Genomic DNA, 24,591 nt, shown 5'->3' with positions numbered 1-24,591 from the left:
AGGTAACACGGGTGCTACCGGCGCTACTGGACCTCAAGGTGCTCAAGGTAACACGGGTGCTACCGGCGCTACTGGACCTCAAGGTGTTCAAGGTAACACGGGTGCTACCGGCGCTACTGGACCTCAAGGCGTTCAAGGTAACACGGGCGCTACTGGTGCTACTGGACCTCAAGGTGTTCAAGGTGTTCAAGGTAACACGGGTGCTACCGGCGCTACTGGACCTCAAGGTGTTCAAGGTAACACGGGTGCTACCGGCGCTACTGGACCTCAAGGTGTTCAAGGTAACACAGGTGCTACTGGCGCTACCGGTGCTACTGGACCTCAAGGTGTTCAAGGTAACACTGGCGCTACTGGTGCTACCGGTGCCACTGGACCTCAGGGTGTTCAAGGTAACACTGGCGCTACCGGTGCCACTGGACCTCAAGGTGTTCAAGGTAACACAGGTGCTACTGGTGCCACTGGCGCTACTGGACCTCAAGGCGTTCAAGGTAACACAGGTGCTACTGGTGCCACTGGCGCTACTGGACCTCAAGGTGTTCAAGGTAACACAGGTGCTACTGGTGCTACCGGTGCTACCGGTGCCACTGGACCTCAAGGCGTTCAAGGTAACACAGGTGCCACTGGCGCTACTGGACCTCAAGGTGTTCAAGGTAACACGGGTGCCACGGGCGCTACCGGCGCTACTGGACCTCAAGGTGTTCAAGGTAACACGGGTGCTACCGGCGCTACTGGACCTCAAGGTGTTCAAGGTAACACGGGCGCTACTGGTGCTACTGGACCTCAAGGTGTTCAAGGTAACACGGGTGCTACTGGACCTCAGGGTGTTCAAGGCAACACGGGTGCTACTGGACCTCAAGGTGCTCAAGGTAACACGGGCGCTACTGGACCTCAGGGTGTTCAAGGTAACACGGGTGCTACCGGCGCTACTGGACCTCAAGGCGTTCAAGGTAACACGGGTGCTACCGGTGCTACTGGACCTCAAGGCGTTCAAGGTAACACGGGTGCTACCGGCGCTACTGGACCTCAAGGCGTTCAAGGTAACACGGGTGCTACCGGACCTCAAGGCATTCAAGGACCAACGGGTGCTACCGGCGCTACTGGCATAGGAGTTACTGGACCTACTGGACCTTCTGGTGGACCTACCGGACCTACTGGGCCAACTGGACCTAGCTTCCCTATAGCAACAATTGTTGTAACAAACAATATTCAGCAAACAGTACTGCAATTTAATAACTTTATTTTTAGTACTGCAATTAACGTAAACAATATTATCTTCAACGGCACAGATACAGTTACTGTTATTAACAGTGGTATTTATGTAATTAGCGTATCCATTTCTACAACTGCGCCAGGATGCGCTCCACTCGGAGTAGGCATTTCAATTAATGGAGCAGTCGCAACTGATAATTTCTCTTCAAATTTAATAGGCGACTCACTTTCATTTACTACAATCGAAACATTAGCAGCTGGTGCAAGAATTTCTGTCCAATCTACTCTTAATGAGATTACAATCCCTGCGACAGGAAATACTAATATCCGCCTTACTGTATTTAGAATCGCTTAAATTTCATCATATATTGTTTATGACAAATAAAAAAAGAGCGAGGAAACTCGCTCTTTTTTGTTATGTACAATAATTCATTACTATTCTAATTCAATTGAAACATTTTTTTGTGGTACAAATGTAGAAATTGCATGTTTATAAATAAGCTGCTGCTTACCTTCTGTTTCCAGCAGGACTGTAAAATTATCAAATCCTTTAATTAATCCACGAAGCTGGAAACCATTTAATAAGTACAGCGTAACAAACGTATTTTCTTTACGGAGTTGATTTAAAAACTGATCTTGAATATTGATTGATTGCTTCATGTCGAATCCTCCTCTTTTTCTCTACTTACTATTATTCGACTTTACTTGTAACTTTCCTTCTATGTATCGTAAAATTTCTGACGTTTTTTCACCGTCTGTAACATCAAACCACGTGACATCCATTTTATTACGGAACCACGTTAATTGACGTTTTGCATAACGACGCGAATTCGTCTTTAATTGTGACACCGCATCTTCTAAAGAGGCTCGATTCTCAAAATAATCATAGATTTCTTTATATCCAATCGCTTGAATAGATTGACAATCTCGTATCCCTCTATTATACAGCCCTTCTACTTCCTCTAATAGGCCTTGTTCCATCATCAAATCCACTCGTAAGTTAATGCGATCGTATAGCATTTCTCGATCCATTGTCAAGCCAATTAATGAAACATCATAGAGTAACTCTTTTTCTTGTTTCTCAATTTGGTCACTCATTTTTTCACCCGTCATGTGGAAAATTTCTAACGCCCGAATGACACGTCGTGCATTATTTGCATGAATACGCTCCGCACTTTCTGGATCTACTTCTTGCAATTTTTTATGTACATATTCCACACCGCGTTCTAAAGCTAACTTTTCCATTTGCTCTCGGTATATCACATCACCAGCATCATCTGTAAACTGATAATCGAATAAAACAGATTGTATATAAAGACCGGTCCCACCAACTATAATTGGTAATTTACCACGTTCTGTAATTTCTCGAATATGCTTGCGAACACGTTCTTGAAATTCCGCGACAGAAAATGAATCTTCCGGATTTTTTATATCGATCATATAATGTGGAATTCCGTCCATCTCTGCTTTTGTTACCTTTGCAGTTCCAATATCCATCGTTCGATAGATCTGCATGGAATCACCACTAATAATTTCACCGTTCAACGCTTTGGCAAGATCGATACTTAACTTCGTCTTTCCAACAGCAGTTGGTCCAATGATGACAGCAACTTTTTCACGTTGCACTTCTCCCATATCATTCAACTCTCTTTATGTAATATACTCCATCTATTGATTATACCCAATCTTACCAATTTTAACGGCATGATTGCAAGTTCTTTCATTTCGGTACATGAAATTACACAGAAAAAAGAACATAGTTTGTCCAATTCTGCATATACATGATAAAAATAGTTTCGAGAGGATGAGTTAACTATGAAACAATCCACCATCAATTTTTCATCTTTGACAAAAGACCTCATTTTAGCCACTTCTACAAAAGAACAAAATTGTTCACAAGAGGAATTATACTTCGCCCTAAATTGTTTACTACGGGCTTTTCATTCTACTCTCCATGAAACAACATTACATCCAGAAAATAAAAATACAGAATATATACAAACGCAATTTTGCAGTGCATATAAAATTATCACAGGTAAAACTATTTATCCATTTCAATAATCCATAAAAAGCGGCTGCTTACATAGTTTCAAGCAACCGCTTTTTATATTAATATCGATAACCTATTGTATAACTTTCACTTTTACAGATTTGCGCCCCCAGCTATTAGCACTACCATCTGAACCGACTAATACATCAATACGATTTCCTTTAATCGCACCACCGGTGTCTCCAGCAATCGCTTCTCCATATCCTTCTACCCATACTTTTGATCCAAGCGGAATTACTTTCGGATCAACAGCAATTACTTTCATATTTGGATTTGCTGTTAAATCATGCCCCATTGCAGTTAATACACGACCACCATACGAACCATTCTCACTCGGATCTGCTGTATATGCCGTCGCTTCTACTGTAATTTCACGACCACCAGTAGGCGCACTTGTTTCAGTAGATTTTGCAACTGGTTTTGCAGCCGGTTTTTCTTTTACCACAGGTTTACTTGATTCTACATTCTTAATAGAATCGTTACTCTTAACAGACTCTTTATTCTTAACTACTGTATTATTTTTAACTGGCGTATTTGTTCTAGCTGGCGCTTCTTCTTGAGCTACAACCTCTTTCTTTTCGATTACAGGTGCTGTTCCTGTTAAAAATGGCACGTGAACATATCCAACTTTTCCATTGTAGTCGAATTGTAACCATTCATTTTGAACTTGATTCGTCGTTTCAATCACATCATTTTTATTAAGTTTACCTAAAATTTCAGAATCAGTATTCGCTCCAGCACGAACATTTAATACGCCCGCCGTTACATAATATGTGCTCTTTGTAAAATCGGCACTTACAAACGCTTCCTTACCGTTCAACTTAATTTTTGTCCATCCATTTTCTGTATTTATAACATCTAGTGTATTCCCACTGAACACTTTACCTACAAGCTTTGACTCTACATTTGGGTTTTCTCTAACATTTAATACGTCTGTTGTTACAATTGTTTCCGCTTTAGCAGAACCCGCAAAAATCCCAAGACCAAAAACTGCTGCTGTTGCTATACCTAATAATTTTTTCATGAATAGCCTCCATTTGCTTTGTTTTCGTATTTTCATTATAGCAACAGATTTTTAGAATTTTTAGAAATCACACAATTACAAAGCATTCGTAATATATGATTAACGAGTTGTAACATAAATTTCCATATTAATAAAATGTATTCCTCATACAATCTCCAGTGGTTTTCATATATTTTTCATATACGAGCACAAGAACTTTTTTCCAGAAAAAATTACAGTGTTACTTTTTTGTTACAAAAAATTCACAATTCGTTACATCTTTTACCAAAAAACATCAATATTCAATTGTTAACCTATTTTTTTGTAATAAAAAGAGAGCAGCTACTAAAAACTGCTCTCTTTTTATTTGTTATTGAACTTTCTTTTTCCAAACACCTAGCATAACAGCCGAAACAATTGTTCCAATTAATATAGAGAAAATATATAGTAACGGTTTATTTACTAACGCTATTACAAATAATCCACCATGCGGTGCCGGTAATGTAATTTGGAATAACATAGATAACGCACCTGCAATACTTGAACCAACAACACAACTTACGATTACTCGAACCGGATCTGCAGCAGCAAACGGAATCGCACCTTCTGTAATGAACGATGCTCCCATAATATAATTGGTTAAACCAGATTTACGTTCCGCTTCTGTAAACTTTGATTTAAAGAATGTAGTTGCGAATGCAATCGCAAGTGGCGGTACCATCCCACCAGCCATAACTGCTGAGTGCACTCCAAAATTCTGCGCTTCTATTGCAGCAATACCAAACGTAAATGCCGCTTTATTAATTGGCCCTCCCATATCAATTGCCATCATACCACCTAAAATAAGACCTAGTAATATAGCATTCGTACCGTTTAAACCATTTAACCACCCTGTCAACATTTCATTTAATGCTACTACAGGCGGAATTACTACTTTTTGCATTACAACTCCTGTAATCAATAATCCAAAGACTGGATATAACAATACAGGTTTAATTCCTTCTAATTGTACTGGTAGTCCTGAAAATAATCTTTTCAACCCTAAAACAACATATCCAGCTAAGAAGCCAGCAATTAACCCACCTAAAAATCCAGCATTCGCATTCGCTGCTAAAAATCCACCTACAACACCAGGCATAAAACCAGGACGATCAGCAATAGAACTTGCAATAAATCCAGCTAAAATTGGTACAAGGAATAAAAACGCACCTGTTTTTCCTCCACCAATTGACATGAACAATTCAGCTAAAGGACCTTCCGCCTTTATACCACCAAACGAAAACGCTAACGCTATTAAAATCCCGCCACCAACAACGAATGGAAGCATATTACTTACACCGCTCATTAAATGCTTATAAATTCCTAATCCTTTTTCTCCCTCAATACTTTCTGATTTCCCGTCCTCTTTTACACCTTTAAAGATTGGTGCATCTTGTTTGACAGCTCGCTTAAGCAGATTTTCCGTTTTTCGAATCCCATCAGCAACTGGCACTTGAATGACATGTTTACCAGCAAAACGATTCATTTCTACTTGTTTATCCGCCGCAACAATAATAGCTGTTGCACGTTCAATATCCTCTTTCGTTAAACCGTTTTTAATACCTGTTGATCCGTTTGTTTCAACTTTAATCGCTATTCCTAACTCTGTCGCTTTTGCTTTTAAGCTATCCGCTGCCATATATGTGTGAGCGATTCCAGTTGGACAAGCTGTAACAGCAAGTACGTACGGTTCATTTCCTTCTGGTTTTGCGACTTCAGTCTCTTCTTCTTTTTCATTCTCTTTTTCATCAAATAGTTGAAGAAGCTCACTTTCATCCTTTGCTTCTAATAGTTGCTTGCGAAATCCTTCATCCATTAATAATGTCGATAAACGAGACAACGTTTCTAAATGAGTATTATTCGCTCCTTCACTTGCAGCAATCATAAAGAATAAGTGTGCTGGCTGTCCGTCAAGCGACTCATAATTGATACCGCTTACACTTCTACCAAAACAAATCGATGGTTGTTTAACAGCCTTTGTCTTCGCATGAGGTATTGCAATACCTTCCCCTATTCCAGTCGTACTTTGGGACTCCCGCTTTAAAATAGCTTCTTTAAATTCCGTTTTACTATTTAAACGATTTGCCCCGTTTAATTTCTCAACTAATTCATCTATGACAGCTTCTTTATTTGAAGCTGTCAAATCCATAATGACTGTATCCCTTTTTAATAGTTCTGTAATTTTCATATGTTGCTTCCCCCTATCGCTTAGCTACAATTACTTGCGACAATAATTCTTCTACTTTTTCCTTCTTACATAAATCAGCTGAAAATGCTGTTGCACTCCCTGTTGCAACGCCGTATTGAAATGCCTTTTCAATATCTTTTGTCTGTTCATATTTGCCTACAAACCCTGCAACAAGAGAATCTCCGGCCCCAACTGAATTAATTACAACACCTCTTGGAACAGTCGCTTCATATATACCTTCTGCCGTAAATAATAAAGCTCCCTCTCCAGCCATCGATACGATAACGTGTTTTACACCTTGTTCAATTAATTTTCTTCCATAAGGTAAAACGTCCTCTACTGTTGAAAGCTCCACTCCAAACAACTCACCAAGTTCATGATGGTTTGGCTTAATTAAAAATGGCTTATTTTTAATTACATGTTGCAGTGCGCTTCCACTTGCATCTACTACTACACGAATACCTTTTTCAGCTCCAAACGCAGCAATTGATTCGTAAAAGGTACTTGGAATAGAGACCGGTACACTCCCAGCAAGTACAACACAATCTCCAGGTTGCATACTCTCAATTTTTTTCATTAACTGTTCGAACTGCTCTTTTGTTACAATAGGACCTTGGCCATTTAATTCTGTTTCTTCTTCCCCTTTTATTTTCACATTAATGCGAGTATCTTCATCTACTTGGACGAAGTTTGTTGTTACACCTTCCGTCTGTAATACCTCTTTAATAAATTGACCAGTAAATCCACCAGTAAATCCAAGTGCTATATTTTTAACACCTAAACGCTGAAGAACACGAGAAACATTAATTCCTTTTCCTCCAGGAAACTTCATATCTTTCTCCGCTCGATTTATTGTTCCTAAATCAAAAGAAGAAACTTGCACTACATAATCAATAGATGGGTTTAAAGTAACTGTATAGATCATTGTTTATCAGCCTCAATTACATTGGTTTGTTGTTTATATTTTTCTAAATCAATTTCTAAATGGTTTGTAATAATATTTGCTTCTTCAACATTTGCAATTTTCGCAAATGCAACTTCTGAAAACTTACTTTCATCAATTAAGAAATATCCTTCGTTTGCTAATGTTAATGCCATTTGTTTTAAGAGCGCTTCTTCTGGATCTGGCGTTGTAAAGCCAAGCTGTTCATGTACACCATTTGCACCTAAAAAACATTTATCAAAACGATACTTCTGCATACTTTCCTGTGCCATAGCACCGATTAAAGCTTTCGTCCTACTCTTCATCATTCCGCCTAGTAAATACGCACGAATATTATTTTCAACTAAAGCTTCAATATGCATAAGTCCATTCGTAACGACAGTAACATCTTTATTTATTAAAAATGGAATCATTTCAAATGTTGTACTTCCTGCATCTAAATAAATACAATCACCTTGTTCAATAACGCTAGCCGCATACTTAGCAATTTGTTGTTTTATTTGAATGTTTTTGGATGATTTTTCAACCATCGTTGGTTCTTGCCCTTTTCCTGTTAAAACAGCGGCACCACCATGAACTCTTTTTAATAACCTTTGCTTTTCCAATTGCGCTAAATCACGGCGAATTGTCGATTCAGAGCTTTCTGTTCTTTCAACTAATTGCTGTAATTTTACAACTTTCTGTTCTTTTACAAGTTGCAATATCATTTGATGACGTTCAGGAGTTAACATTTTATTCACCTCTTCTTTGATTACAGTATAATGAAAACGGTCACAAAAATCAACCGTAAACAATCAAAAATAATCAAAAACATCCAAAAACGTTTATAAACAGCAAAAAGAAACCTATTCGATCAAACAATCAAATAGGTTTCTTTTCTAAATTCACTTATAAAGAAGCTTTATATATACTTAAAACATCATCTTTATTTAATTTTTTAAAGTTACCAAATTCACCATACGCCATCGCTTTATCCGCCATTAAATCAATTTCATTTTCTCCAATAGCGTAATCAGATAATGTTACTGGCGCCTCAATTGAAGTCCAAAATTGACGTAACGCCTGAATTCCTTCTAACGCAATTTCTCGATCAGTCTTTCCATCTGTTTCTACATTGAATACTCGAATAGCAAACTGTTTAAAACGACTTACATTTTCCTCTACAACATGCTTCATCCAGTTCGGGAATAAAATCGCAAGGCCACCCCCGTGTGGTATATCATGAACAGCAGAAACTGCATGCTCAATATTATGAGTCGCCCAATCTCCTTTTACTCCCATTGCTAAAATGCCGTTTAACGCCATAGTACCACAATATAAAATAGTTTCTCTATGCTCATAATTTTCTAAATCACTTAAAAGCTTAGGAGCTGTCTCAATTACTGTTTTTAAAACAGCTTCACAATAACGATCTTGTAGTTCTGTATTCGTTCCATGATGAAAATATTGTTCTAATACGTGCGACATAATATCTACCATACCGTAAATTGTTTGATCTTTCGGTACAGAAGTAGTATGAACTGGATCTAAAATCGAAAACTGCGGGAAAGTAACCGGGCTACCCCATCCATACTTTTCATTCGTTTCCCAGTTTGTAATTACCGAGCCTGCATTCATTTCAGATCCTGTTGCTGCAAGAGTAAGTACAGTACCAAATGGTAATGCCTCATTAGCAAATGTTTTTTTCGTTACAATATCCCATACATCTCCATCGTACTTACTACCAGCTGCAATTGCCTTCGTACAGTCGATTACACTTCCTCCACCAACTGCTAAAATAAATTCAACACCATTCTCTTTACAAATTTGAATCCCTTTCTTTACAGTTGATACACGTGGATTCGGTTCAACACCTGTTAATTCAAATACTTCTGCATTAATATCCTTTAAAATAGAAATTACATTATCATAAATACCGTTTCTTTTAATGCTGCCTCCCCCGTATACGAGAAGAACTTTTTTACCGAACTGTGGAATTTCAGTTTTTAACTGTTCTAATTGACCTTTACCGAAAATAAGTTTCGTTGGATTACGAAATACAAAATTTTGCATATTTCTTTACCATCCCTTCTATATGAAAAGCAACTATACTTTTGTATACCATATTTTTTTCATTTCACAAAAATATTTGCTTAATAAAAAAATCCCAGCCTACAGGCTGAGATTTTTTTATTGGTAATAAGGTGAGATCATTAAGTAAACAATAACACCAGATAAACTTACATATAACCAAATCGGCATCGTCCAACGTACAATTTTACGGTGACGTGTTAATTGATTTGTAAAACCAAATACAAGCGCAAACAATGCAAGTGGTACGATAATTGCTGCTAGGATAATATGTGTAATTAAAATGATGAAATACACATATTTAATGAATCCTTCTCCGCCAAAATGTGTTGCCGGTGCTAAGTAATGATACGATAAATACGACACACAAAATAGTAAAGTTGTCGTAAATGCTGCAAGGATAAAACCACGATGCATTTTCACATTCTTTTTAATAATAGAGAATAACGCTGCTAATAAAAATACGAACGTAAAGCTATTAAAAATCGCGTTTAACATTGGTAAAATCGTTACATCAAAATGTACTTCTCCTTCATAGCCAACAGGTCCAAAGAACAAAAATAAAATAATCGCATTTACAATTACAGAAAGCGTTATCACAATAGGAGCATAGCTTTTCTGATTTGTTGATTGATCCACCAAAATGGTCACTCCCTCTTCCTTCAAGTATGTATACATAACCTCACTATTTTAACATATTATTCACAGTGTAAATGTGACAATAGTTTGACACAGCAAGACAAGACAAAGAAAAAAATCCTTCTTAATAAAACTTCTTAAGAAGGATTTTATCGCTTTATTATTCAAATAGCAATGCGATTAGTTTTTGTTAAAAAATGTATCGCTATATGCTTGAAAAATTTCAGACACTTGATATCCCATTAATGAAATTGCTGTTAATGAAAAGAAACCAATCATAAGAAATCGAAACCACATATAAATCTCCTCCTTGTATTTAGCTTAAAAAACATTCGCTATATTACAAGTTGAGTGGCACTCTTCATCGTCACTTTCCTTTTTCCTTACAATTGCTGTAATAAATCGAATCATAAAGAAAACTACAAAAGGAAATTGTTCGTAATTCACATTGGCATAGTTTAGCAACGGCTCGCGCTGCACATCGAACGGAGATGAGAAGGAATAGAACATACCTTGCTCTTCCATATATACAATTACAATTTTCATGCAAAATACGATTCCTAGAAACGAAACAATATCTTGCCATTCTGTCGTATATAACAGGTTATACAGCTCTAATACGTACTCTTCCATCATCATCCCCCCTTCCTTTTTTACCATTTTGCTCGCCTTCGTATAAAAAGTCAAGAAAAAAGTTTATATTCACTATGACAATAGTAATTACTTGTTTCTATGATTATATATGATTCTTTTATAGCAATGATTGGGTGTAACTCTCTTCGAAAATAAGAAAATTAGAATCGAACAGATTCCTCATTCTTACTTTTAGGATGCAAAACTGTGATATTTTTATTTCTATTAAAAATAAAATAAGAAAGTATGATAAGAACAGTAACAAACATTGTTAAAAATGCTTGTGAACGTAAAGTATCAATTGCGAACATCGCAACTAAAACTGCTATAATAGCAGCAATTGTAACATACGTTACATACGGAAAAAGCCACATTTTCACTTTCAAATTTTGTTGTTCTACTTTCCCCATTTTTTTACGCATCTTTAAATGCGAAACTGCAATAACGAGATAAACTAGTAACGCAATCCCGCCAGATGCATTCACTAAAAACAAAAAGACTTTATCTGGAGAAATGTAACTAAACACAACTCCAATATAAGCGAAGAAAGTTCCAAATAAAACCGCTCGAACGGGAACACCACTACTGTTCAATTTTAAAAATGACTTTGGAGCATCTCCTCTTTCTGCCATTGAAAAAAGCATTCTTGAATTTGTATATAAGCCTGAATTTAAGCAAGAAAGTACAGCTGTTAAAACGATAAAATTCATAATTTGTGCTGCCGCTGGTATTCCTATATGTTCAAGTACAGCTACAAATGGACTTTTTAATATGTTTGCTGAATTCCATGGCAGTAGCGTAACAACTACCGCTATAGACCCAATAAAAAATACAAGAATACGCCAAATCACACTGTTTGTTGCTGTTTTTACTGCTTTTACAGGTTCTGCAGATTCACCTGCGGCTACTGCTACAATCTCTGATCCCATAAATGAAAATATAACAACAGTAATTCCAAGCAGGACCGAACTTATACCGTTTGGCATAAATCCACCTTGTCCAATTAAATTCGAAGTGCCGGGTGCTTCTGTTCCTGGAACAAATCCTAAAATAACAGCAAGACCTAGACAAAGGAACAAAACAATACTTATTACTTTAATAAAAGAAAACCAATATTCAAACTCTCCAAATGATTTCACCGAAAAAACGTTCGTCAGCGTTAATAAAATTGTTAATATTAAACTTAATAACCAAAGCGGTATTTGTGGAATCCAATATTGGATAATACCAGCACCTGCTGTGGCTTCTATTGCAATAACAATTACCCAAAAAAACCAGTATAACCAGCCTATTGTATAACCCGCCCAAGGACCAATCGCTTCTCTTGCATACGTTGCAAATGAACCACTTGTCGGATTAACAGCTGCCATTTCTCCTAGCATTCTCATGACGAAAATGACTAGAAGTCCTGCTAATGCATATGAAACGATAGAACCTGGTCCTGCCGAATGTACAACTGCACCACTTCCAACAAACAAACCAGCCCCTATTACGCCGCCAATTGAAATCATTGTAATGTGGCGTATTTTGAGGTCTTTCTTTAGATTTTTATCCAAATCTTGTACATCCCCTTCCAAACTAAATTTTGAAACTTATGTAAGAGTACTGTGCGAAAGATTTTGTTCTATACGTTAAAATATATCAAAATATTCTGAATTTAACAATTACAATTCAACCTTCTTCAAAAATTATTACATTAGGTTTAATACTTTCCCATACACAATTGTTGAGAAAATTATAGTCCCCTTACAAAAGAAAGAATTTTCAGATATTATTAAATAAACAAGATTATACATCTAGACAACTTTTTGTATAGGAGTGTTGATATGTTAAACAAGTTCAAATTTTTTTGTTGTATTTTAGTAATGTTCTTACTTCTACCGCTATCCCCTTTCCAAGCACAAGCAGCAAACAATTTAGGTTCAAAATTACTCGTTGGATATTGGCATAACTTTGATAACGGTACTGGCATTATTAAATTAAAAGACGTTTCACCAAAATGGGATGTAATCAATGTATCTTTTGGTGAAACTGGTGGTGATCGTTCCACTGTTGAATTTTCTCCTGTGTATGGTACAGATGCAGACTTCAAATCAGATATTTCTTATTTAAAAAGTAAAGGAAAGAAAGTAGTTCTTTCAATAGGTGGACAAAATGGAGTCGTTTTACTTCCTGACAATGCCGCTAAGGATCGTTTTATTAATTCCATACAGTCTCTAATCGATAAATACGGTTTTGATGGAATAGATATTGACCTTGAATCAGGTATTTACTTAAACGGAAATGATACTAATTTCAAAAATCCAACTACTCCCCAAATCGTAAATCTTATATCAGCTATTCGAACAATCTCAGATCATTATGGTCCAGATTTTCTATTAAGCATGGCTCCTGAAACAGCTTATGTTCAAGGCGGTTATAGCGCATATGGAAGCATATGGGGTGCATATTTACCAATTATTTACGGAGTGAAAGATAAACTAACATACATTCATGTTCAACACTACAACGCTGGTAGCGGGATTGGAATGGACGGTAATAACTACAATCAAGGTACTGCAGACTACGAGGTCGCTATGGCAGATATGCTCTTACATGGTTTTCCTGTAGGTGGTAATGCAAATAACATTTTCCCAGCTCTTCGTTCAGATCAAGTCATGATTGGGCTTCCAGCAGCACCAGCGGCAGCTCCAAGTGGTGGATACATTTCGCCAACTGAAATGAAAAAAGCTTTAAATTATATCATTAAAGGAGTTCCGTTCGGAGGAAAGTATAAACTTTCTAACCAGAGTGGCTATCCTGCATTCCGCGGCCTAATGTCTTGGTCTATTAATTGGGATTCAAAAAACAACTTCGAATTCTCAAATAACTATAGAACATATTTTGATGGTCTTTCCTTGCAAAAATAACAAAGTAAAACTATAATTAGCCCCCATCAATCGGACATTTACGGGCAATCAATGCAGGATAAAAACAGCAATAGGACCCTTTATAGGTCCTATTGTTGTTTTTTATTTATGAAAACTACTTTGTCACATCTAAAGTTTCAAGAAACTGTTTTCCATCGCCCAACATCGCACGTTCCTTGGAATCGTATTGTTAAATATTCTAGTCACTCTTTTGCTTCAACACAAAAACTGAAAGTTCAGGTACACTACAAAATCTAACAGGCATCCTAGTAGTCCCAATACCACGATTTACATATAAATATAACTGCTTACTCTTCCCCTCCACTTCATACATACCTTCAACATAGCTCTCAGCTAGTTTGGTAGTAATTAACGGACCTACAAAAGGGATTTGGACTTGTCCTCCGTGACTATGTCCTGACAGTTGAAGATTAACTGGGTAACGATTTATTTTGGTTACAACATCCGGCTCATGTACTAATAACATGTTAAAATCATTTTGTTTCAAGTTTTTTAAAGTTGAATCTATTTTCGGCTTCCCTAATAGAAAATCATCCAAACCTGATATTGTAATATATTTGCCGTTTTCCACTTTAATTTTCTGCACTTCATTTACTAATACAGAAAAACCAGCTTCTTCCATATATCTTTTGTAAAATAAACTACCGCCCCCGCCCCTATCATGATTCCCAAACACAGCATATTTCCCTAAGGGAGCATAAATTTTCTGCAAAATAGCCTTCGCTTCCTCTCTTTCTGCACTATAAGAACCAAATTTATCTATTAAATCTCCGGTAAAAACTACTATATCTGGATGTAATTCATTCATCTTCTCCACCAAATGTTCAAGTTGCTTCAATGTAAACTCTGGCCCTAAATGTACATCTGAAAACTGTAACATTTTTTTATTATTAAATTCTTTAGGAATTGCAGAAGCTTCTATTTCATTCCATGTAACTGTTACTAGTTTTCGTTCTATTTCTGTCGCATAATAATACAAACTTACTAGTATCATTAATATACTTATAAAACTAATAATAAATATCTTTACGATTGATTTTTTTCGTTCTTTTTTTACATGATTCGTATTCATGTTTTCACCTCTAGAAACACTTTAAATCCTTATTGTTACATTAATGTGACAACATGAACAATGTTATTAATATGTAATTTCCTCCCTATTCACTTTGACAATTTTATACAGAAGTCATACCATATTTTTATAATACATATATTTTCGAATCTTTTTCTATTCATTCCATCATTTTATTACGGAGGGGTTATTCATGTCTGTATTTACACCAGAAGAAATTACGGAACTTGCTGCGAATTCCGGAAGGAAAAAAGCTCATTTATCATTACTCCCTATGCTAATTCTCGGTTTTTTTGGCGGTGCTTTTATCGCATTAGGGTATTTACTCGATATTCATGTTATTGGGACAATGCCAAAATATTGGGGATCATTTTCTAGTTTTCTAGGCGCTGCTGTATTCCCTGTTGGTCTTATTCTCGTTATTCTTGCAGGCGGTGAACTAGTAACTGGTAACATGATGACAGTTTCTATGGCCTGGCTCCAAAAGAAAATTACTTTATTTTATTTCATACGAAATTTAGTTATTGTTACATTTAGCAATTTCATAGGAGCTGTATTTGTAGCCTATTTTTTCGGTCATATCGTTGGCTTAACTGAAGGAGCTTTTTTAGCGAAAACTATTTCTATCGCTCAAGCGAAACTACAAGATACACCATTGCAAGCATTTATTTCTGCAATCGGATGTAATTGGCTCGTTTGTTTAGCTGTTTGGCTCAGTATGGGAAGTAAAGAATTTATCGGAAAGATTATCGGTATTTGGTTCCCAGTTATGACTTTTGTTGCGATTGGATTTCAACACGTTGTAGCAAATATGTTTGTCATCCCAGCCGCAATTTTTGCCGGTCATTTCACTTGGGCTGAATATTTTCCAAACTTTATTTTTGTTTTCTTTGGAAATTTAGTAGGAGGTATGTTATTTGTAGCACTACCTTACTTCATATCTTATAATAAGAAACTATCTTCTTATCAAGAGAAGACTGAAATGAAGAACAAATCTCTGTCGGCTTAAATAGAATGTCTATAAAGAACCCTAAAAATATTACAAATTTCATTTTTTTTGCGAATATATGTACGTACACTTGTTCTCGAATGTTTTATACGTTATAATAACAACTTAAATAGCATTATTTACATATGAGGTGAAAAACATGAACAAAACAGAATTAATTAAAAACGTAGCACAAAATGCTGAGATTTCTCAAAAAGAAGCTACTGTAGTTGTACAAACTGTAGTAGAATCAATCACTAACACTTTAGCTGCTGGTGAAAAAGTACAACTTATCGGATTCGGTACATTCGAAGTTCGCGAAAGAGCTGCTCGTACAGGCCGTAACCCACAAACTGGTGAAGAAATGCAAATCGCAGCTTCTAAAGTACCTGCTTTCAAAGCTGGTAAAGAACTAAAAGAAGCTGTAAAATAATGAAAAATATCCTTCTCATTTATGAGAAGGATATTTTTTCATAACATAATTAATAAAAATCTGACCATTATGCTGTTTCTTTTGTTCTTTTATGCAAATAAAATCTTTACTTTCAAAAAAAGGTTTTGCGGTAATGCTCGCCTCTGTATATATCTCCCTATGCCCTAGGTTCACTGCTTCTTTTTCTAACTTCTGTAGTATGTATGAAGCGACTCTTTTCCCTTGATAATCTTTATGCGTAAATAAACGATCTACGTAACGATCATCGTTATAATCCCCAAACCCCACAATCATACCTTTATGATCGGCTACATAGCTAATATTCTTTTCTAAAGACTGTAACCAATTTTCTCTATCTAGTCGCTCCGGTGCCCACGCCTGTAGCTGTAACTCATTATAATCTTTTGCATTAACCGTATGAACTGTTTCATAGAACAATTGTAATACTTGATCTAAATCTTTTTTCTGGAATGTTCTAATTATAATATCTTTTAACATATATAAGTCTCCTTACCAAACTACCTCTTAACTTTTCTACTACATACGATTCTATATTTCTGCTTTATTATATCGTTTTAATTTCTATACGAACAAAAAAACAATACTTATTCAAGTATTGTTTTTTAATTCTATTCAATTACTTAATGTAGCTTTTTAAGATTTTAATTTAACTCTTTGTAATCGTAATGCATTTAATACAACGGATACAGAACTAAATGCCATCGCTGCTCCAGCAACCCAAGGGGCTAAGAAACCTAATGCCGCAATTGGAATTCCTAACGCGTTATAAGCTAATGCCCAGAATAAATTTTGTTTAATATTTCTTATCGTCATTTTACTCATAAATATCGCATCAGCAATACTATTTAAGTCACCACGGATTAACGTTATATCCGCTGCTTCCATCGCTACATCCGTTCCCGTTCCAATTGCCATACCAATGTTCGCTGTAGCAAGAGCAGGAGCATCATTTATCCCGTCTCCAACCATCGCTACTTTCTTACCATTTGCTTGCAGTTTTTTCACTTCTTCTGCTTTTCCTTCTGGCAATACTTCTGCAATTACGTGATCAATACCAACTTGCTTTGCAATTGCCTGAGCAGTTTGTGTATTATCTCCTGTAATCATCACAACGTCTAGACCCATTTTTTTCAGTCTTGCGATAGCTGCTTTTGAAGTATCTTTCACAGTATCTGCAACGGCAACTATACCAGCATATTCTTTATCGATTGCAATAAGCATTGCTGTTTTTCCTTCTCGTTCTAGCGCTTCCATTGATTTAGAAACTTCTTCAATATCAATATTGAATTTCTTCATTAATCGACGTGTACCAATTAATAAGTGTTTTCCTTCTACAACTGATTGGATACCAAATCCCGGAATCGCTTCAAACGTTTCTGAACTTGGGATATCAATTTTCTTTTCTTTAATTCCTTCTACAATCGCTTCTGCAAGCGGATGTTCAGAATTTCTTTCTGCTGCCCCTACTAATCTAAGCAGTTCATTTTCATTGAATCCATCTGCTACAATTACATCTGTTAATACCGGCTTCCCATTTGTCACTGTACCCGTTTTATCTAAAATAACCGTATCTAATCGGTGCGTTGCTTCTAAATGCTCTCCACCTTTAAATAAAATACCATACTCAGCCGATCTTCCTGATCCTGCCATAATAGATGTAGGCGTTGCAAGACCTAATGCACATGGACAAGCAATAACAAGTACTGCTATCATTTTCTCAAGTGCTCCGCCAAAATCACCAGGTGTAACAAATATCATCCATACTGCAAATGTGATAATCGCAATCACAACTACAACCGGTACGAAAATACCTGAAATTTGATCTGCTACCCTTTGAATAGGAGCTTTTGAACCTTGTGCCTCTTCTACTACTTTAATAATTTGAGCTAATGCAGTATCTCTTCCTACCTTAGTTGCTTTCACTTTTAAAAATCCATTTTTATTTATTGTCGAACCTATTACTACATCCCCAATTGACTTATCAACAGGAATACTTTCACCCGTTAACATAGATTCATCAATTGCTGACTTTCCTTCTACAATCTCACCATCTACTGGTATTTTTTCACCAGGCTTTACATAGACGATATCACCAGCTACTACTTCTTCAATCAAAATTTTTATTTCTGTTCCATCTCGCACAACTGTAGCTGTCTTCGCTTGTAAACCCATCAATTTTTTAATTGCTTCTGATGAGCGCCCTTTTGCTTTCGCTTCAAATAATTTACCTAAAATAATTAATGTAATAAGTACCGCACTCGTTTCAAAATATAAATCTGTCATATGTTTCGAAGAACCAATAGATTGAATACTTAAATATACACTATAGAAATACGCGGCCGACGTTCCAAGCGCCACGAGAACATCCATATTCGCACTTTTATTACGTAACGCTTTATAAGCTCCAACATAAAACTGTCCACCAATGATAAATTGAACAGGAGTTGCAAGTGCTAGTTGCACCCAAGGGTTCATTAACATATCTGGTAAATAAATAAACGACGTAAATGAGAAATGACTAACCATTGCCCACAATAATGGGAAAGATAAAATAAACGAAATAATAAACTTCTTCTTTTGTCTTTCAATTTCTTGTAATCGATGATCAGTTGATGCATCTTGATCATCTGGTTTCACTTCTAATTTATATCCTAGCTTCGTAATCGTACTCTTCATTTCATTTACATTAACTTCATCAGGATTAAAGTCTACTGTAGCTGATTCTAAAGCAAAATTTACTGTCGCTTTGTTCACACCATCTAACTTATTTAAACGCTTTTCAACTCTATTTGCACATGCTGCACATGTCATTCCTGAAACAGTAAATTCAGCTTTATCACTTACAATTCCATATCCTAACGATTCAACTTTTTCTTTAAACTGTTGCGGATTTGTTTTAGTTGGATCGTACATTATTTTTGTTTTTTCAAGTGCAAAATTTACATTTGCCTCATGAACACCTTCTACTTTTTTTAGACCTTTTTCAATTCTATTTGCACATGCCGCACATGTCATTCCCGATATTTGAAGATTGGCCTCTTTTTTTTCATTCATGTCTCTCACCTCTATATACCCTTATGAGGTATAATGATTAGCAAAATAAATCGTACTTTATTTAAAGTACGATTTATTTCCATATCTAAAAATAATTATTGAACATCGTATCCTTGGTCTTCGATTACAGCAACGATATCTTTTAATGTTACGGCAGACGAGTCGATAGTAACTTCAACAGTTCCTTCTGCTAATTGAACCTTCACTTGTTCAACACCGTTTAGCTCTTTCACACTGCTTTCGATAGCATTTACACAATGTCCACAAGACATACCTTCAACCTGTAATGTTAACTGTTCCATTTAAAATCCTCCTCTTGTTTATTCATTGTTTGTTAATCACAATTACATCTTACCATACCCCCCTAAGGTAATCAATGGTTTTATATCATGATTTTTCAATTATTTTCTAAAAGTTTATTTTACACACACTTTTTCACATCAATACGCCGAGATCTTATTATGAAGGTAAACAAAAAAACAAGCCAGTGACATACTAGCTTGTTTTTACGCTTTTGAAAAACGTTCAAATACAGTCATTAATTCTTCAATTGCTTCGTCACCATTGCCATCTTTAATAGCACCTGAAACACAATGACTTGTATGGTTTTTTAATACACCCATTCCTACTTTTTTCATCGCTGCATTAATCGCTGAAATTTGCACTAAAATATCCACGCAATAACGATCATTTTCAATCATATTTTGAATACCGCGGACCTGTCCTTCAATTCTCTTTAATCTATTTATAATCTGTTCTTTTTCTTTTTCTGATCTATGTGTTACTGCTTCATGCTCTTTATGATCCATATTATCACCTTCTTAAAGTTTCTCTTCATTCAATAAAACAATTGTTTTTTATGAGTATACCAATTATAGCATTAAATATCTACGCATGATACCCCATAAGAGTATATTTACACTTTATGATTATTCTTAACAACTCATTAGCTTCTTAATCTCAATTTTCAGTATACCCTTTCCTTTTTGTCACAAAATCATTATATCTCTCATCAAAATTCAATAAAGTGAAACAAGAATAAGCGGGGATTAACCGCCCCCGCTTATTCTTCGTCTATAATTTTTTAATTTTAATTTTCAGATATTTAACCCTAGAATTTTTCTTTCCATATATAATTATTGCTGATCACATACTTTTGTATCATTCACTACTGAAGTTCCTTCAACGGTTACCGTATGAAAACAATCATTCACTCGAACTGTCACAACATTATCTTGCCGATTAATGATATGATATTCATTAAAATTTTTATTCAGAGCACTGCGAATTTGTTCTCCTTCATAAATTGGGATGCCATGCGATAAAACCCAAATAAGTCCAGCGATAGCAAGAATTGTTTTCATACGATCTACCTCCTTGGGAATATAGTGAACTTTTAATCCATGCTTTTTCAACTCTACGAATCATGATTGAAATAAACCAAGCCTTTTTGGAAATAAGTTCATTTCGTCTATTTTATGTTTATGCTAATTGTGACCGATTTGTGACAACTTTTTGTCTCTTTAGACGAAAAGTTGAAACAAAACTTTCGAAAAGGACAATTCTACATATTAAAAAAGGTTATGGAATGTTTTATCCATAACCTTTTTTCCTATACGTAACTAATAAACCTCAATCCTTTACTTAAAGACGTCGGCACAACAGATGCATGATTCTCCCCTTCAGCTTCATAAAACTTAAATTTAAGTTTATCGTGGTTTACTTGGAGAAGGCGCTCTGATAATTCATTTGCACCTACAACCATATGCTCTCGTTCTAGTGACCCAACTGTAAGGAACACTCCTGTTTCAAACTTAGCATTGTTTAATTCATGTATAAGGTTCTCTTCTTTTTCAAGTACGGATTTATTATTCCACCATATAGATGGACTACTAATAAAATAATTTTGAAAAGCATTTAAGTTTGTAAATAGTATATAAAGAGCAAATAGTCCACCTAAAGAATGTCCAAATAACGTTTGCTTACTTTTATCAATCTCAAAATTCTTTTCAATTTGTGGTTTCAGTTCTTCTTCAATAAAAGTATAGAAATTATGTGCTCCTCCTGTTTTAGGCCACGGTTTACCGTCTGGTTTTAAAGGGGCATCTTTTGAAATTACGCTAGGCGTAAAATCATAGCACCTTTCTTCCCCTGAAAATGCGCCTTCAATTGGATAACCCACTGCTACTATAATAGCTGGTGAAACACCGGTTTTTTCCGCTCTTACTGATTGTATTTTAACTGCTTCATGAAATGTTTGAAAAAAGGCATTGCCATCTAATACGTAAATGACAGGATATCCTGAATCCGGTGCTGGTTGCCTCGGCTTTGAAATATGAATTTGATATTCCTTACCTTCTAATTTTGAATACATTTTCCACTGCTCTGTATTAGATGTTATAATCTGCTGTTTTTCAACTGTAGTATTCACCCTATTCCCCCTCTTTTTTAACTTGTTACATATATTTCGATTTTTTCTTCTTCAGATACAACGCTATCATATCCGAAACAAACAGGAGCCCCGTTATACGGATCAATCATGACACGTGCATCAATATGAAATACTTCTTTTAACACTTCATTTGTAATGATTTCTTCCGGGCTACCAGTTGTAACAATTTCTCCTTCCTTCATTGCAATAATTTCATCTGAAAACCTTGATGCATGGTTAATATCATGTAATACCATAACAACCGTACAATTATGTTCTTTATTTAACTTCTCCACAATTTGTAATACATCTAATTGATGAGACATATCAAGGTATGTAGTTGGCTCATCTAATAGCAACACTTCTGTCTCTTGTGCTAATGCCATCGCTAGCCATACCTTTTGTCTTTGACCACCTGATAAATTTGCAATTTGTCTCGTTCGAAATTCAGAAGTTTTCGTTATATCTAATGCCCAATCAATCATTTCTTTATCTTTTGTCGTTAACTTATTTACGTTATTTCGATGTGGATAGCGTCCATAAGAAATTAATTCTTCCACTTTAAGCTCACCTGGTGCAATTGGAGTTTGCGGGAGTAAAGCTAACTGCTTCGCAATTTCTTTCGTTGGAATTGTATGTAAATCCTGTCCTTGCAAATATACTTTACCGCTTTTTTGTTTTAAAATTCTTCCCATTGTTTTTAACAATGTCGATTTACCGCAACCGTTTGGACCTATAATTGTCGTTACTTTTCCTTCTTGTATTTCCACATTTAAATCGCGAAACACTGTAAGCTTTTCATAACTTGTTTCTAAATTTTTTGCACTTAAAATACTCACTTTTATTCCTCCTCTTACGCTTTCGCCTTATAAAGTAAATATAAGAAATACGGTACACCGACAATAGAAATAACGATTCCAACTGGTAGCTCTACAGGTGTAAAAACTGTTTTCGCAATAAAGTCTGAAGCAATTACAAGAAACATTCCGATTACGCCGCACGTAGGAATTATATACTTATGTTGAATACCGACAAGCCTTTTCGCTATATGCGGTGCCATTAAGCCAATAAAACCGATACTCCCTGAAACAGCAACACATGCGCTCACAAGCCCGATACTACTTAATAGTAAAATCGATTTCTCTCTTTCTACTGAAACACCTAAACTTGTAATACTCGTTTCTTCCAATTGAAATAAATCTAATAAATAAACTTTCTTTTGTATAAGCGGAATTAAGATAATAAGCCATGGTAACATAGCCACAATATACTTCCAGTTTGCACTATATATGCTTCCAGACACCCACACTGCGGCCATTTCAAAATCAGTTGACTTCATTTTGAGTGATAAGTACATAGAAAAGGCTCCAAATCCTGATCCAATTGCAATCCCTGTTAATAAAAGTCGCTGCGAATCTAATTTACCGTTTTTCCAAGAAAACAGATAAATGATGATAGCTGCACCTAATCCGCCTACTAAACCAAACATTGGCATCATCATAATAGAAACCCAGTCTGTGCTTTTTAATTGCCCTTGAAAGAAAAACATAAAAATGACAATCGCTGTTCCTGCTCCGGCATTTACGCCTAAAATACCTGGGTCCGCCAACCCATTTCTCGTAATCCCTTGAATAACGGCACCCGCAACACCAAGGCCTAATCCTACTAATCCAGCAATTACGATGCGCGGAAGGCGAAACTCAAAAATAACTAAATCATGTTCTGGTACTGGATCAATTCTAAAAAGTGTTTTAAATACATCTGTAATCGTAATGTCGAACGTACCATTTGTTAAACTAATATAAATAGCACATAGTATTAAAAATATAATAATCCCCATCGTCATTCCGAAACGTTGACTTGAACTTTTAAGCATGTCTCTCTCCTCCTCTAGTACGGATTAAATAAAGGAAGAAAGGAATTCCAATTAAAGAGGTAACGACTCCAATAGGTGTTTCAAATGGATAGTTTATAAATCTACTCAAAACGTCACATAACGCTAAGAAAACGCCACCAATAACACCTGCACATGGCAAAATCCACTTATAATCTACCCCAATTATAAAGCGCGTAATGTGCGGAATAATTAAACCTACAAAACCAACTTTCCCCACTAAAGCAACTGCTGTTCCTGTTAAGAAAATTACCGATAAAATTGCCATCGCTTTAACTAGTTTTGTACGTTGCCCTAAATTAATAGAAACCTCTTCGCCTAATGAAAGAATGGTAATTGATTTTGATATTAACAATGCTAAAATTATTCCAATTATCCCAAACGGTATCGTGATTTTAATGATATTAGGATCTACTTGATCTAACTTTGCATTAAACCAAAAACTAACATTTTGAGAAATTTGGAAATACGAAGCCATTGCAGCCGATACACTACTTAAAAATGTTCCAATAACTGTTCCTATAATCGCTAACCTAACTGGTGATAAGCCATTTTGAAGGAGCGAACCAAAACCAAATACGATACCGGCTCCTAGTGCAGAACCAATCATTGAACATACAACCATACCAATTGATGACATTCCCGGAAGAAAAATCATGCTAAGTGTAATAACAAAGGCAGCGCCATCCGTCACACCCATAATAGAAGGGGATGCAAGATAGTTTCTTGTCATCCCCTGCATAAGTGCTCCTGATATGGCTAGAAATGCTCCGACTAAAAGAGCTGCAACTACCCTTGGTAAACGTGAAGTAATAATAATATTATGATTTACATCGCTTGAATCAAAATGAAATAATGCGTTCCACACTGTTTCAGCGTCAATACTTTTTGCCCCATACAAAATCGAAAGTATAATTGTAAATAAGATGAGTATGGGTGCTATACATAATATAGTTACTGGTACTGCATTTGTTTTCTGCATATCATTCAACGC

25 protein-coding genes are annotated in these 24,591 nt (G+C 35.9%); 5 read left to right on the top strand and 20 right to left on the bottom strand.

Annotation, left to right across the window (positions count from 1 at the left end; genetic code table 11):
• A partial coding sequence (locus ACTFRU_RS17670) for a Gly-Xaa-Xaa repeat protein (protein WP_440037732.1) occupies positions 1–1,564 on the top strand: 1,564 nt, incomplete at its 5' end.
• Between the two features lie 80 nt (positions 1,565–1,644).
• On the opposite strand, the gene hfq is transcribed toward ACTFRU_RS17670, so the two are convergent.
• Together hfq and miaA are read right to left on the bottom strand one after the other, a co-directional pair.
• On the bottom strand, positions 1,645–1,869 hold the full coding sequence (hfq, locus tag ACTFRU_RS17665) for an RNA chaperone Hfq (RefSeq protein WP_000813896.1): 225 nt from the start codon (positions 1,867–1,869) through the stop codon (positions 1,645–1,647).
• A gap of 21 nt (positions 1,870–1,890) precedes the next feature.
• Positions 1,891–2,844, bottom strand: a complete 954-nt coding sequence (gene miaA, locus ACTFRU_RS17660) for a tRNA (adenosine(37)-N6)-dimethylallyltransferase MiaA (protein ID WP_006922262.1) — start codon at positions 2,842–2,844, stop codon at positions 1,891–1,893.
• Between the two features lie 180 nt (positions 2,845–3,024).
• On the opposite strand from miaA, the gene ACTFRU_RS17655 reads away from it, so the two are divergent.
• Positions 3,025–3,270 (top strand): hypothetical protein, encoded by a 246-nt coding sequence (locus tag ACTFRU_RS17655; protein WP_000814429.1) that lies wholly within the window; start codon positions 3,025–3,027, stop codon positions 3,268–3,270.
• A gap of 62 nt (positions 3,271–3,332) precedes the next feature.
• On the opposite strand, the gene entD is transcribed toward ACTFRU_RS17655, so the two are convergent.
• From entD to gabP, 8 genes are all read right to left on the bottom strand, one after another.
• Positions 3,333–4,283 carry a cell wall-binding protein EntD gene (gene entD / locus ACTFRU_RS17650; protein ID WP_000734610.1) on the bottom strand — a complete coding sequence of 317 codons (951 nt, stop codon included), beginning with the start codon at positions 4,281–4,283 and terminating at the stop codon, positions 3,333–3,335.
• Positions 4,284–4,632: 349 nt separating this feature from the next.
• Positions 4,633–6,489 (bottom strand): PTS fructose transporter subunit IIABC, encoded by a 1,857-nt coding sequence (locus ACTFRU_RS17645; RefSeq protein WP_006922259.1) that lies wholly within the window; start codon positions 6,487–6,489, stop codon positions 4,633–4,635.
• Positions 6,490–6,502: 13 nt separating this feature from the next.
• A complete protein-coding gene (gene pfkB, locus ACTFRU_RS17640) occupies positions 6,503–7,414 on the bottom strand; it encodes a 1-phosphofructokinase (RefSeq protein WP_006922254.1) in 912 nt (303 codons plus the stop codon).
• The gene (locus tag ACTFRU_RS17635) at positions 7,411–8,163 is read right to left on the bottom strand and encodes a DeoR/GlpR family DNA-binding transcription regulator (RefSeq protein ID WP_016123256.1); all 753 of its coding nucleotides are present in this window, start codon (positions 8,161–8,163) and stop codon (positions 7,411–7,413) included. The genes pfkB and ACTFRU_RS17635 overlap by 4 nt, the downstream gene beginning before the upstream one ends.
• Positions 8,164–8,320: 157 nt before the next feature.
• Entirely contained in the window at positions 8,321–9,484 is a 1,164-nt protein-coding gene (locus tag ACTFRU_RS17630) for an iron-containing alcohol dehydrogenase (protein WP_025708990.1), read from the bottom strand.
• 117 nt (positions 9,485–9,601) lie between these two features.
• Positions 9,602–10,144 carry a DUF420 domain-containing protein gene (locus ACTFRU_RS17625; RefSeq protein ID WP_000228315.1) on the bottom strand — a complete coding sequence of 181 codons (543 nt, stop codon included), beginning with the start codon at positions 10,142–10,144 and terminating at the stop codon, positions 9,602–9,604.
• 318 nt (positions 10,145–10,462) lie between these two features.
• The gene (locus ACTFRU_RS17620) at positions 10,463–10,801 is read right to left on the bottom strand and encodes a hypothetical protein (RefSeq protein WP_002026213.1); all 339 of its coding nucleotides are present in this window, start codon (positions 10,799–10,801) and stop codon (positions 10,463–10,465) included.
• A 134-nt stretch (positions 10,802–10,935) separates the two neighbouring features.
• Complete coding sequence (gene gabP, locus ACTFRU_RS17615) at positions 10,936–12,330, bottom strand: GABA permease (RefSeq protein ID WP_000360111.1); 1,395 nt, start codon at positions 12,328–12,330, stop codon at positions 10,936–10,938.
• A gap of 270 nt (positions 12,331–12,600) precedes the next feature.
• Between gabP and ACTFRU_RS17610 the strand changes: the two genes are divergently transcribed.
• Complete coding sequence (locus ACTFRU_RS17610) at positions 12,601–13,683, top strand: chitinase (RefSeq protein WP_440037731.1); 1,083 nt, start codon at positions 12,601–12,603, stop codon at positions 13,681–13,683.
• Positions 13,684–13,882: 199 nt separating this feature from the next.
• On the opposite strand, the gene ACTFRU_RS17605 is transcribed toward ACTFRU_RS17610, so the two are convergent.
• Positions 13,883–14,776 (bottom strand): metallophosphoesterase, encoded by an 894-nt coding sequence (locus ACTFRU_RS17605; RefSeq protein WP_440037730.1) that lies wholly within the window; start codon positions 14,774–14,776, stop codon positions 13,883–13,885.
• A 193-nt stretch (positions 14,777–14,969) separates the two neighbouring features.
• On the opposite strand from ACTFRU_RS17605, the gene ACTFRU_RS17600 reads away from it, so the two are divergent.
• Both ACTFRU_RS17600 and ACTFRU_RS17595 read left to right on the top strand, forming a co-directional pair.
• Complete coding sequence (locus ACTFRU_RS17600; RefSeq protein WP_033696389.1) at positions 14,970–15,785, top strand: formate/nitrite transporter family protein; 816 nt, start codon at positions 14,970–14,972, stop codon at positions 15,783–15,785.
• 139 nt (positions 15,786–15,924) lie between these two features.
• Positions 15,925–16,197: an HU family DNA-binding protein gene (locus ACTFRU_RS17595; RefSeq protein WP_001043904.1), complete on the top strand. Its 273-nt coding sequence runs from the start codon at positions 15,925–15,927 to the stop codon at positions 16,195–16,197.
• A gap of 15 nt (positions 16,198–16,212) precedes the next feature.
• Here the strand turns inward: ACTFRU_RS17595 and ACTFRU_RS17590 are convergent, their stop codons facing one another.
• The 9 genes from ACTFRU_RS17590 to ACTFRU_RS17550 form a co-directional block, all read right to left on the bottom strand.
• Positions 16,213–16,695 carry a GNAT family N-acetyltransferase gene (locus tag ACTFRU_RS17590; protein WP_000910167.1) on the bottom strand — a complete coding sequence of 161 codons (483 nt, stop codon included), beginning with the start codon at positions 16,693–16,695 and terminating at the stop codon, positions 16,213–16,215.
• 156 nt (positions 16,696–16,851) lie between these two features.
• Entirely contained in the window at positions 16,852–19,272 is a 2,421-nt protein-coding gene (locus ACTFRU_RS17585; RefSeq protein WP_046392960.1) for a heavy metal translocating P-type ATPase, read from the bottom strand.
• 95 nt (positions 19,273–19,367) lie between these two features.
• A complete protein-coding gene (gene copZ, locus ACTFRU_RS17580) occupies positions 19,368–19,574 on the bottom strand; it encodes a copper chaperone CopZ (protein ID WP_000436973.1) in 207 nt (68 codons plus the stop codon).
• A 204-nt stretch (positions 19,575–19,778) separates the two neighbouring features.
• Positions 19,779–20,081: a metal-sensing transcriptional repressor gene (locus ACTFRU_RS17575; RefSeq protein ID WP_000349636.1), complete on the bottom strand. Its 303-nt coding sequence runs from the start codon at positions 20,079–20,081 to the stop codon at positions 19,779–19,781.
• 327 nt (positions 20,082–20,408) lie between these two features.
• Positions 20,409–20,636 (bottom strand): hypothetical protein, encoded by a 228-nt coding sequence (locus ACTFRU_RS17570; RefSeq protein ID WP_000849104.1) that lies wholly within the window; start codon positions 20,634–20,636, stop codon positions 20,409–20,411.
• A 248-nt stretch (positions 20,637–20,884) separates the two neighbouring features.
• Positions 20,885–21,703 carry an alpha/beta hydrolase gene (locus tag ACTFRU_RS17565; protein WP_006922233.1) on the bottom strand — a complete coding sequence of 273 codons (819 nt, stop codon included), beginning with the start codon at positions 21,701–21,703 and terminating at the stop codon, positions 20,885–20,887.
• A gap of 17 nt (positions 21,704–21,720) precedes the next feature.
• Positions 21,721–22,542 (bottom strand): ABC transporter ATP-binding protein, encoded by an 822-nt coding sequence (locus ACTFRU_RS17560; protein WP_006922230.1) that lies wholly within the window; start codon positions 22,540–22,542, stop codon positions 21,721–21,723.
• 14 nt (positions 22,543–22,556) lie between these two features.
• Positions 22,557–23,579, bottom strand: coding sequence for a FecCD family ABC transporter permease (locus ACTFRU_RS17555; RefSeq protein ID WP_440037729.1), 1,023 nt, complete (start codon positions 23,577–23,579; stop codon positions 22,557–22,559).
• Complete coding sequence (locus tag ACTFRU_RS17550; protein ID WP_006922226.1) at positions 23,572–24,579, bottom strand: FecCD family ABC transporter permease; 1,008 nt, start codon at positions 24,577–24,579, stop codon at positions 23,572–23,574. Before ACTFRU_RS17550 ends, ACTFRU_RS17555 begins: the two co-directional genes overlap by 8 nt.
• Positions 24,580–24,591: the final 12 nt, after the last annotated feature.

Source organism: Bacillus cereus group sp. MYBK220-1, from assembly GCF_051916445.1.
GTDB lineage: Bacteria > Bacillota > Bacilli > Bacillales > Bacillaceae_G > Bacillus_A > Bacillus_A cereus.
The sequence above is the reverse complement of the archived record's forward strand: the minus strand, read 5'-3'. Positions and strand labels throughout refer to the sequence as shown.

Coding starts and splice junctions, on each gene's coding strand:
- ACTFRU_RS17610 (WP_440037731.1), top strand. CDS start 12,601: ATGTTAAACAAGTTCAAATTTTTTTGTTGTATTTTAGTAATGTTCTTA.
- ACTFRU_RS17595 (WP_001043904.1), top strand. CDS start 15,925: ATGAACAAAACAGAATTAATTAAAAACGTAGCACAAAATGCTGAGATT.
- miaA (WP_006922262.1), bottom strand. CDS start 2,844: ATGGGAGAAGTGCAACGTGAAAAAGTTGCTGTCATCATTGGACCAACT.
- ACTFRU_RS17620 (WP_002026213.1), bottom strand. CDS start 10,801: ATGGTAAAAAAGGAAGGGGGGATGATGATGGAAGAGTACGTATTAGAG.
- ACTFRU_RS17570 (WP_000849104.1), bottom strand. CDS start 20,636: ATGAAAACAATTCTTGCTATCGCTGGACTTATTTGGGTTTTATCGCAT.
- ACTFRU_RS17655 (WP_000814429.1), top strand. CDS start 3,025: ATGAAACAATCCACCATCAATTTTTCATCTTTGACAAAAGACCTCATT.
- ACTFRU_RS17630 (WP_025708990.1), bottom strand. CDS start 9,484: ATGCAAAATTTTGTATTTCGTAATCCAACGAAACTTATTTTCGGTAAA.
- pfkB (WP_006922254.1), bottom strand. CDS start 7,414: ATGATCTATACAGTTACTTTAAACCCATCTATTGATTATGTAGTGCAA.
- hfq (WP_000813896.1), bottom strand. CDS start 1,869: ATGAAGCAATCAATCAATATTCAAGATCAGTTTTTAAATCAACTCCGT.
- ACTFRU_RS17575 (WP_000349636.1), bottom strand. CDS start 20,081: ATGGATCATAAAGAGCATGAAGCAGTAACACATAGATCAGAAAAAGAA.
- ACTFRU_RS17635 (WP_016123256.1), bottom strand. CDS start 8,163: ATGTTAACTCCTGAACGTCATCAAATGATATTGCAACTTGTAAAAGAA.
- ACTFRU_RS17550 (WP_006922226.1), bottom strand. CDS start 24,579: ATGCAGAAAACAAATGCAGTACCAGTAACTATATTATGTATAGCACCC.
- entD (WP_000734610.1), bottom strand. CDS start 4,283: ATGAAAAAATTATTAGGTATAGCAACAGCAGCAGTTTTTGGTCTTGGG.
- ACTFRU_RS17605 (WP_440037730.1), bottom strand. CDS start 14,776: ATGAATACGAATCATGTAAAAAAAGAACGAAAAAAATCAATCGTAAAG.
- ACTFRU_RS17645 (WP_006922259.1), bottom strand. CDS start 6,489: ATGAAAATTACAGAACTATTAAAAAGGGATACAGTCATTATGGATTTG.
- ACTFRU_RS17600 (WP_033696389.1), top strand. CDS start 14,970: ATGTCTGTATTTACACCAGAAGAAATTACGGAACTTGCTGCGAATTCC.
- ACTFRU_RS17590 (WP_000910167.1), bottom strand. CDS start 16,695: ATGTTAAAAGATATTATAATTAGAACATTCCAGAAAAAAGATTTAGAT.
- copZ (WP_000436973.1), bottom strand. CDS start 19,574: ATGGAACAGTTAACATTACAGGTTGAAGGTATGTCTTGTGGACATTGT.
- ACTFRU_RS17555 (WP_440037729.1), bottom strand. CDS start 23,579: ATGCTTAAAAGTTCAAGTCAACGTTTCGGAATGACGATGGGGATTATT.
- ACTFRU_RS17585 (WP_046392960.1), bottom strand. CDS start 19,272: ATGAATGAAAAAAAAGAGGCCAATCTTCAAATATCGGGAATGACATGT.